We start from the raw sequence: 8,480 nt of genomic DNA, 5'->3' as shown, positions 1-8,480 counted from the left end.
CGCTTGCTCCGAGGTGATAGAGCCGGCTGGCATGGCTCTCAAGAGAGGCTTCGATGGCGCGCAGGCTCTGTGCATCCGAAAGCTGTGCATAGAGCATCGCCACAAACTGATTTTGCGTGCTGAGCCGCCGCACCCGCTTGTTGGCCTGAAATCTCTCCACAAGTCGGTCCAGCACGCGCCACGGCACAAGGTTCAGAATGCCGTGAAATACTGTATTGTGGTGGCGCATGGCGGGACTTNCTCTCCGTGTCTCGAACATTTGGCGATGCTCAAGACCGCAGAAGAATCCACGCCATGCGCCCTGTCCACCAAATTTAAACCGGACAGCCGTGGGTCAAGCCCGGTGATGACGGCTGCGTATGCGGAAGTGGCGTGCTTACGCCCGCGTGCCCGTAAACGGAAAACTGCCCATTGGGCCGATGCCCATTTCGCCGTTCATGCCGTCGCCGGAAACCTTTCCCGTGAAGGCGAGCGTCAGCGGCATCGGATTGATGATGGAGACTTTCCAGGCGAGGTCGTCGCCGTTCACCGTGCCGTCGAAGATTTCGACCGTGTTGCCTTCGGCTGCTTGCGTGCCCGTGAGCGTGCCGCCTGAGGTTTTCAGCGTCAGTGTCGCGCTGCGCTCTCCCATCGGCGTCGTCATGGTCAGATTCCAGTTCCCGTCCACGGCCATTTCGGTCTCCTCACTCCCGTTGTGCGCGCAAGCCGGACATGGCTTTTCCCAAGCGCAGATGCCGCTCGCCTATAGCGCATCTGGACGCGCCGGCCCACTGCATTGTCGCCGTTTCAAGTGCCAATGGCGCGGGCGGCGCGAATGCGGCTGGTGACGATCACGCGGAAGATGACATATTGGATGGCGAAGGCCAGGACCTTCGCCGCGACGAGAACGGCCGACACGTAGATGGTCCACAGCTTGAGGTCGCCCGTCAGCGCCACCGCAATGGTGCCGATGCCGAGCACGAACATCAATGCGGCCCAGGCATAGCCGGCGATGTTGACATAGTCGGGAATGGTCTCGCTCACAACTTGCGGCATGTAGCGAACCATCCAGCCGCGCTTGAGCATGATCAAGGCGACGGCAAAATGGGCGATCGAGGGCTTTGCCAGCACGAAGCGGGGATCGTTGGTCAGAATGCTTGCGCCGCCCAGCACGACGACAAGTCCGATGCTGGCATAAGTCATAAAGTTGAGCTGCTGGCCTCTGATCCGCGCATAGATCACCTGGGCCACAGAGCCTGCGATCGCCACCGCCGCGCCGATGATGACGCTGCCTGTAACGAGGTAGACGACCAGGAAGACGATCGCGGAAAGAAAGTCGGTGGCAAGCCGAACAAGCACGTCCCTCATCGTCTGTCCCCCCACGAAGATCGCTGTTGATCCTCAGTCAGTGTGCGGTCGGCAGCGCCTCGGCGGGCGGCGTGCTGTGTTTCAGCTTACGATAAGAGGGGTACCATTTGGTAAAATAAACCGCGCTGTTACGTGCGGCAAAAGCGATCACCAGGCTGGTCCAGATCGGCAAGCCCGGCACATAGAGCATGGCGAGATTCGACAACATCATCAACAGCGTGGCCGCCGTCCAGGCGCCGGTGATCATGTAGTTGGCGCGCAGGAAACCGGGCATCGCCGCGGTCTCGGGGTGCACGGATTCCAGCGCATATTGCAGCGTGAAGGGATAGCGGATCAGGATGGAGCCGGCCGAGATGGTGAAGATGCCGGCGTCCACCGCGAGCTTGACCTTCGAGCCGGCGAGCGCGGGGTCGATCAGCGCAAGGTAGCCGCCGATTCCGGCGAACAGAACCGCGCTTCCCGCGCCCAGGATCTTAACCGAGCGGCCGCGTGCGGCGTCGAGCAGGATGACGGCGAGGCAGACGGTTGCCGCCGCAAGCACGCTCATGAGCGCCGAGGTTACGAGCATCAGGGAGGCGAAAACCCCGTAGGGCGCGAGGATCAGGAAGATCGACATGAGCAGCCCCTTTTCCGGGCCAATCTTTACGCTGGCAAGATTCCTTAAGGGTTGGATGTGACAGTGTCAAGTTAAATCTTTACAGTGTAAAAATCTCGTGAGCGGCGGAAGAGCGCTTCGTTATCAATTGGTTGGGCCCTTGGACACTGTGGGCGCATATCCATTCGCGGGTCATGATGCCCTTCGCCGACATCTCGGCAAGACGCGATCACCGCTTCCGCGAGCGGACGAGGCGGGTCGTGGACGGACCGGAATTGTCCTGCAAAATCCCGCCAAGTGGGTTGGCAAGCACGGCCAAAGCCGCTAAACGTCCGCCCCCTTTCTCATCACAATTTGAGCCTGACATGTCGAGCGCCCCGCCCGCCGTCTCGATTGGCGTCGATTTCGGCACCAGCAACACGGTGGTTGCACTGTCCACCGGGGACGGCCGCGTGGAAGCCGTCCGTTTCGATCATGGCGGCCAGATGCGCAGCGTCTATGTGTCAGCCCTGTGTTTCTGGGAGGAGCGACCGGGCGCCGGGCTGCATCCGCGTGCCGAGGGCGGCCCGTGGGCGATCGAACAGTTCCTCGAAGGGCGCACCATTCATCGCTTCATCCAGTCGTTCAAAACTTTTGCGGCGAGCTCTGCCTTCAACACCACCCAGATATTCCGGCAGCGCTACAAATTCGAGGACCTGCTTGCGGCGTTCCTGCGCACACTGGCGCGCCATGCCGGCGACGGCTTCGATCTCGGAGCGCCGACCATCATGGTCGGCCGCCCGGTGCGCTTCGCCGGCGGCAATCCCGACGATGCGCTGGCCATGCAGCGCTACAGGGCCGCCTTCGACCGGCTCGGAGCAGGTCATGCGCGCTATGTCTACGAGCCAGTGGGCGCCGCTTTCTCCTTCGCGCGCCAGCTCGAGCGCGACGCCACCGTGCTGGTCGCCGATTTCGGCGGCGGCACCAGCGACTTCTCCATCATGCGCTTCTTTCGCTCCGCCGGCGGGCTGCGCGCGGAACCGCTGGGTCATGCCGGCATCGGAATCGCGGGCGACACCTTCGACTATCGCATCGTCGACCACATCGTCTCGCCGCGGCTGGGCAAGGGCAGCAGCTATCGTTCGTTCGACAAGGTGCTGCCGATCCCCAATCACTACTACAGCAACCTCGCCCGCTGGCATCAGCTTGCGATGATGAAGGGCAACGGCGACCTGCGCGAACTGCAGCAGCTCGCACGCACCGCGCTGAATCCGGATCCGCTGCAGGATTTCATCACCATCGTCGATCTCGATCTCGGCTTTTCGCTGTATCGCGCCGTGTCCGACACGAAGGTGGCACTTTCAACCTGCGACAGCGTCGATTTCCGCTTCCAGCGCGAGGGCATCGATATCGGCGCGACCGTCACCCGCGACGATTTCGAAGGCTGGATCGCCGAGGACATTGCGCGGCTCGACGCAACCGTCGACGAGGTGCTGGTCAAGGCCGGCATCAGCGCGCAGGACGTGGAAATGGTGTTTCTGACTGGCGGCACATCGTTCGTGCCGGCCGTGCAGCGCCTGTTCGCCGAGCGCTTCGGCGGGGAACGGGTCCGATCGGCCGATCAGTTCGAAGCCATCGCCAACGGCCTCGCCTTGATCGGCCATACGTCGGACCCCGACCGCTGGACGGTGGCCGCGGAGGCCTGACGGCGAGGGCGGGCGCACCATGTTCTTGGGGTTTCCGCGGCGACCGTCGCGCGAGTTCGCCGGTCATGTCATCGAGAGGGGGCCGCGTGAAGCGATCGGTCCAAATCTTTACAGTGTAAAAATCAAGTCGTATAAGGCGTGTGCCATGAAAAAGCAGGATCAGGCCCAGACCAAGAGCCCAAGCCGCCTCCGCCGCCCGGTCGGGCGCGCCGCGCCCTCGCGTACGGGCCGCGCCCGTCGTGGCTCGCGCGCCGAGGCGACCCCGTACCATCATGGCGCGCTGCGCGATGCGCTGTTAGAGGCTGCGGAGCGCGTGCTGGAGCGCGACGGGCTTGCGGGGCTGACCTTGCGGGCGGTGGCGCGTGAGGCCGGCGTGTCGCACGCCGCGCCGACCCATCATTTCGGTGATCTCACCGGGCTCGTCAGCGAGCTTGCCGCCATCGGCTTCCGCCAGTTCAACGCGGCCATGGCGGCGGCTTCCGCCGTTGATACGGTGCCAGCCGAGCGATCAATGGCGCGCGCCAAGGCCTATGTCGCTTACGCGCAGGCGCATCCGGGCATGTACGGATTGATGTTTCGAACCGAGCGGCTGGATTATTCCAGGCCCTCGCTATGCGAGGCCGCGGAGGCCTCGTTCGCGGGGCTTGCCGATGCGGTCGCGGCAAAACGCCAGGAAGTGATCGCGAAAGACGCGCTGACGCTCGAACAAGCGGCGGCCATCGCCCGTGCCTGGTCGCTGATCCACGGTTTCACCATGCTGCTGCTCGACGGTCGCTTGCAGGACATCCTGGAGCGCCTGCCCTCGGGCACGGACGCCGGCACCTTGCTGGATACCATGCTCAAGATGACGATCCCGAAGCTTTAGCGTCGTATTGCCAGCTCGGCAGTGCTGTCACGTCCCGATCATCTTCACAGGGTCATTGATTGCAGCGGCGCGAAACTCGCTGAAAATCACATGGTTCTTGCGATGGACCGCGGAATTCAGCGGATCTGTGCTATCTCGGACATGTGCAATCTGGGGAAGGTCCAGCGGCTCGGACCCTGATACCTGACATTTGGTCGGAATCGTTCTAGAACAGCGGCTCGCTTCGACAGCCTTGCGGCGTCACTTCAAAAACGTTGTCATGCCTACGATTTCATCGAACAAACCCTACCGCGTCGGCCGTTCCCGAACCGGACTTGGCCTCTTCGCCACCAAGCCGATCAAGAAGGGCACCCGGATCATCCGTTATTTCGGGCCCTTGCTGGATTCACGGAAGAAAAAGGATGACGCGGTCGAGAACAAATATCTGTTCGAGCTGACCAACCGCTGGACCATCGACGGTTCGATCCGCGAGAACATCGCGCGCTACATCAACCATTCCTGCCGGCCGAACGCGGAATCCGACGTGAAACCGCGTAAGCGCAAGGTGTTCATCCGCGCGATCAAGAACATCGAGCCCGGCGAGGAAATCAACTACGACTACGGCACCGATTATTTCAAGGCCTACCTGAAGCCGATCGGCTGCAAATGCGAAGCTTGCGAGAGGAAACGCAAGAAGAAGCGCGCCGAGGCTCGTGCCGAGCGGGCGCGGCTCAAGGCCAAGGAAGAGCGCAAAGCCAAGCGCAAGGCCGAAAAGCTTGCGAAAGAGCAGGGGAAGGCGCGCGCGAAGGCCAAGAAGGCGAACCGCAAAGCGAACGGCAAGGCCAAGCGCTTCAACGGCTATCGCGCCGTAGCCTAGATCACGCGGCCGCCAGCGAGCGGTCGGACCGACATGGCTGACAGCTTTCCGCGCTTGCCCGGAAGCATTCGACGCTCGCGCTTCCTGCCCTGCGATTGACGCAGGACCCTGCAATCCCCTTCGAAAGAGCATTGCAAAGCCTCGGCCACGGTCCTAAATAGGTATTTAAAATGCATATTTAGGGAAAGTCATGACCGGAGCAGAGCGACGCGAACAGATCACGACTGAGATTGCCGCGCGGACCGGCATCACCGAGGCCATGATCGAACGCCTGGTTCGCAGCTTCTACGCGAAAGTTCGCGGCGACGAGATGCTGGGTCCGATATTCGACGCGCGGATCTCGGATTGGGAACCGCATCTGGCGCAAATGTGCGCGTTCTGGTCGTCGGTCGCGCTGATGTCGGGCCGCTATCACGGCGCCCCCATGCCCAAACACCTGCCCCTGCCGGTCGATGCCGAGCATTTCGACCGTTGGCTCGCGCTGTTCGAGGCCACGACCAAGGAGGTCTGTCCGCCCGAGGCGCAAGCGCATTTCATGGAGCGCGCGAGGCGGATCGCCGCAAGCCTCGAGCTCGGCGTCGCGGGCGCAAATGGCGTCCTGCTTGGCGTCGGCGAAAGGTTCCGACGCAAACAGCCGAACAGCGCCTCCACCTGACGCCGCTGACTGCTGCGCGACGATCCCGAGTGTGCTTCGGCGCAGGTCACCGGGCGGCATCAGCGGTCCCTGCGTGATAGCGCCAGCAGCCGGCGGAACAGGCGGATCGGACACAACGATCCGGCAAAGCGGTTCTCCACCGCCTGCGCTTGCGCGACCACATAGATCCCGGTGGACTGCACGAGCGGTTCGGGCATCTGCAGCGCACGGGCGAGTAGCCGCGTTGCCAGATTCAGCAGCCACTGCATGATGTCGGCGGTGAGGGACGAATTTCCGGAAAACAACGAGGTCATGGTCATCTCCTGTCATGCCGGAAGATGAGATCGCCCGCTGCGCGATTCGATTACCTGCGAAGTAATGGAAGGCGCGAATCCCGCGTGGTAGGTTTTCCGCCATGATGAATGTCCACACTTCCACCGCACGCGATGAACGCAGCCGCCCCGTTCATGTCGGGGAACACTTGCGCGAATGGCGGCAGCGCCGCCATCTCAGCCAGCTCGATCTTGCCGTCGACGCCGACATTTCGGCGCGGCATTTGAGCTTTGTCGAAACCGGTCGCGCGATGCCTTCGCGCGAGATGGTGTTGAAACTTGCGGAACGGCTGGACGTGCCGTTGCGGGAACGCAACGTGCTCCTGGTTGCCGCCGGTTATGCGCCGGCCTTTCCGCAACGCTCGCTGGATGATCCCATGCTGAAATCCGCGCGTCAGGCGATCGACCTTGTGCTGAAGGCTCACGAACCCAACCCGGCGCTGGCCTATGACCGGCACTGGAATCTGGTCACCGCCAACCGGATGGTGGCGCCGCTCCTGGATGGCATCCCGCAGCGTCTGCTTGGCCAGCCGTTCAACGTGTTGCGGCTCGCCTTCCATCCGGAAGCGCTGGCCCCGCGCACGGTCAATCTCGCCGAATGGTGCGGCCATCTCTTGGAACGGCTGCACCGCCAATGCGAAGCGACGGCCGATCCCGAATTGATCAAGCTTTATAACGATCTCAAGAGCTATCCCATTCCGGCGCGTTCCGGCCCCTTGCCGCCGGACAACAACGTCGCGATTCCACTCAAACTGCGGCTCAATGGCGAGATCCTGAGCTTCATCTCGACCACTATGGTCTTTGGTACGCCGGTTGACGTCACACTATCGGAACTGGCGCTGGAGACGTTCTTTCCGGCGGACGAGCTGACTGCCATGCGCCTGCGACAGATGGCGGCCGAGCTAACCAGAGCATGATCTCTTCGGAAAACCGGTTTCCAGTTTTCCCGATCATGCTCGGGCGCGCTTGTATCGTGGCCTGATGGGCCTATCTTGGGCGCACATCTCCCTTGTGAGGACCCGCGCCCATGAGCACGCTCAAGCCGTTGACCATCGACATCGTTTCCGACGTGGTGTGCCCGTGGTGCTATATCGGCAAGCGCCGCATTGAGAACGCGTTGCAGCTCGTGCCGGATGTGCCGGTCGAGGTGCACTGGCGGCCGTTCTTCCTCAATCCCTGGGTGCCGCGCGAAGGCATCAGCCGCGAAGAATATCTGACTACCAAATTCGGCTCGGTCGATGCCTACAAGGACATCGCGCAGCGCGTGGTCGCGGCGGCCAGCGAAGAAGGCCTGTCGTACCGGCCGGACATGGTCAAGCGCCAGCCCAACACGATCGACTGCCATCGCCTCATCCATTGGGCGGATGCAAAGGGCAAGGCGGCCGAGATGAAGCAGCGCCTGATGGAGCTCTATTTCCGCGACGGCGGCGATCTCACCGACGCCGAGGTGCTGGTGCAGGCCGCCGCCGATGTCGGCCTCGATGCCAATGACGTGCGCAACCGGCTCGCAACCGATGAAGATGTCGCGCTGATCTCGGCCTTGGCGCAGGATGCATCGAACAAGGGCATCCAGGGCGTGCCGACCTATGTGTTCGCGCAGAAATACGCCGTCTCAGGCGCACAGGCTCCGGAGCTGCTGGCGCGCGCTATCCGGCAGGTGTCGGCGGAGGTGAATGCGCAGGCGGCGGAGTAGGGCCGCGAACTTAACGCTCATGACCCTGTCATGGCCTGCTGTCCCGGCCATCCACGGTCTGGGCAATGAAAGCGTGGATGCCCGGGCCAAGCCCACGGCTGTCCGGTTTAGGTTTGGCATAGGTCGAGGCTCATCTGTCGGTGATCTCTAAGGATTGGCGGGGGTGGATCGAGCAGATGGTCGATCCGCCGCCGGTGCATGAGGTTTTGAACGATCAGACGAGTGAAGGTCAAAAGACTTGTGACGCCGTTCTGGGTGGCATGGGCCANGCGCAGGAGNAGAAAGGCGATGAGTGCGACGGCGATCTGAATGCGCACGGCGTTCTCGGAAGTGCCAAAGAAGTGGCGGATTTTGAGGGTGTGCTTTATCCAGCGGAAGAACAGCTCGATCTGCCAGCGGCGTCTATAGAGCTCCGCGATCTCGTCCGCCGGGGCGTCGAGATCGTTGGTGAGGATACGTAAGATCTTGCCGGT

Annotated in this window: 11 protein-coding genes and 1 pseudogene; 6 read left to right on the top strand and 6 right to left on the bottom strand. The window is 62.4% G+C overall.

The features are described 5' to 3' along the window. The 4 genes from F758_RS46105 to F758_RS0142190 form a co-directional block, all read right to left on the bottom strand. On the bottom strand, positions 1 to 229 hold a 229-nt coding region (locus F758_RS46105; protein ID WP_035725200.1), incomplete at its 3' end, for a DUF4372 domain-containing protein. A 147-nt stretch (positions 230 to 376) separates the two neighbouring features. Beyond that, positions 377 to 673, bottom strand: a complete 297-nt coding sequence (locus F758_RS0142200; RefSeq protein ID WP_024513407.1) for a hypothetical protein — start codon at positions 671 to 673, stop codon at positions 377 to 379. A 113-nt stretch (positions 674 to 786) separates the two neighbouring features. Further along, on the bottom strand, positions 787 to 1,347 hold the full coding sequence (locus F758_RS0142195) for an inner membrane-spanning protein YciB (RefSeq protein ID WP_024513406.1): 561 nt from the start codon (positions 1,345 to 1,347) through the stop codon (positions 787 to 789). A 37-nt stretch (positions 1,348 to 1,384) separates the two neighbouring features. Continuing rightward, a complete protein-coding gene (locus F758_RS0142190) occupies positions 1,385 to 1,963 on the bottom strand; it encodes a hypothetical protein (protein ID WP_024513405.1) in 579 nt (192 codons plus the stop codon). 344 nt (positions 1,964 to 2,307) lie between these two features. Here F758_RS0142190 and F758_RS46100 point away from each other — a divergent pair. The 4 genes and pseudogenes from F758_RS46100 to F758_RS0142165 all read left to right on the top strand — a co-directional run. Continuing rightward, positions 2,308 to 3,644: pseudogene (locus F758_RS46100) on the top strand (Hsp70 family protein); the annotation flags it as partial. A gap of 128 nt (positions 3,645 to 3,772) precedes the next feature. Continuing rightward, entirely contained in the window at positions 3,773 to 4,492 is a 720-nt protein-coding gene (locus F758_RS0142180) for a TetR/AcrR family transcriptional regulator (RefSeq protein WP_024513404.1), read from the top strand. Positions 4,493 to 4,751: 259 nt separating this feature from the next. Then, complete coding sequence (locus F758_RS0142170) at positions 4,752 to 5,348, top strand: SET domain-containing protein (RefSeq protein WP_024513403.1); 597 nt, start codon at positions 4,752 to 4,754, stop codon at positions 5,346 to 5,348. Positions 5,349 to 5,538: 190 nt separating this feature from the next. Beyond that, entirely contained in the window at positions 5,539 to 6,003 is a 465-nt protein-coding gene (locus F758_RS0142165; RefSeq protein WP_024513402.1) for a group III truncated hemoglobin, read from the top strand. Positions 6,004 to 6,062: 59 nt separating this feature from the next. On the opposite strand, the gene F758_RS0142160 is transcribed toward F758_RS0142165, so the two are convergent. Further along, positions 6,063 to 6,296: a hypothetical protein gene (locus F758_RS0142160; RefSeq protein WP_024513401.1), complete on the bottom strand. Its 234-nt coding sequence runs from the start codon at positions 6,294 to 6,296 to the stop codon at positions 6,063 to 6,065. Between the two features lie 104 nt (positions 6,297 to 6,400). Between F758_RS0142160 and F758_RS0142155 the strand changes: the two genes are divergently transcribed. Next, positions 6,401 to 7,231 carry a helix-turn-helix domain-containing protein gene (locus F758_RS0142155; RefSeq protein ID WP_024513400.1) on the top strand — a complete coding sequence of 277 codons (831 nt, stop codon included), beginning with the start codon at positions 6,401 to 6,403 and terminating at the stop codon, positions 7,229 to 7,231. A 110-nt stretch (positions 7,232 to 7,341) separates the two neighbouring features. Next, the gene (locus F758_RS0142150; RefSeq protein WP_024513399.1) at positions 7,342 to 8,007 is read left to right on the top strand and encodes a DsbA family oxidoreductase; all 666 of its coding nucleotides are present in this window, start codon (positions 7,342 to 7,344) and stop codon (positions 8,005 to 8,007) included. Positions 8,008 to 8,114: 107 nt separating this feature from the next. Here F758_RS0142150 and F758_RS46090 read toward each other — a convergent pair. Further along, positions 8,115 to 8,480, bottom strand: a 366-nt coding sequence (locus tag F758_RS46090; protein ID WP_035724556.1) for an IS4 family transposase, incomplete at its 5' end; no start/stop codon positions are given.

Origin of the sequence: Bradyrhizobium sp. ARR65, from assembly GCF_000472385.1 — a bacterium.
GTDB lineage: Bacteria > Pseudomonadota > Alphaproteobacteria > Rhizobiales > Xanthobacteraceae > Bradyrhizobium.
Note: the sequence above shows the minus strand (reverse complement) of the source record. Positions and strands in the feature narration are given on the sequence as shown.

Bases quoted from the DNA above. Each gene is read 5' to 3' on its own strand.
- F758_RS0142195 (WP_024513406.1), bottom strand. From the start codon at position 1,347: ATGAGGGACGTGCTTGTTCGGCTTGCCACCGACTTTCTTTCCGCGATC.
- F758_RS0142200 (WP_024513407.1), bottom strand. From the start codon at position 673: ATGGCCGTGGACGGGAACTGGAATCTGACCATGACGACGCCGATGGGA.
- F758_RS0142165 (WP_024513402.1), top strand. From the start codon at position 5,539: ATGACCGGAGCAGAGCGACGCGAACAGATCACGACTGAGATTGCCGCG.
- F758_RS0142160 (WP_024513401.1), bottom strand. From the start codon at position 6,296: ATGACCTCGTTGTTTTCCGGAAATTCGTCCCTCACCGCCGACATCATG.
- F758_RS0142150 (WP_024513399.1), top strand. From the start codon at position 7,342: ATGAGCACGCTCAAGCCGTTGACCATCGACATCGTTTCCGACGTGGTG.
- F758_RS0142190 (WP_024513405.1), bottom strand. From the start codon at position 1,963: ATGTCGATCTTCCTGATCCTCGCGCCCTACGGGGTTTTCGCCTCCCTG.
- F758_RS0142180 (WP_024513404.1), top strand. From the start codon at position 3,773: ATGAAAAAGCAGGATCAGGCCCAGACCAAGAGCCCAAGCCGCCTCCGC.
- F758_RS0142155 (WP_024513400.1), top strand. From the start codon at position 6,401: ATGAATGTCCACACTTCCACCGCACGCGATGAACGCAGCCGCCCCGTT.
- F758_RS0142170 (WP_024513403.1), top strand. From the start codon at position 4,752: ATGCCTACGATTTCATCGAACAAACCCTACCGCGTCGGCCGTTCCCGA.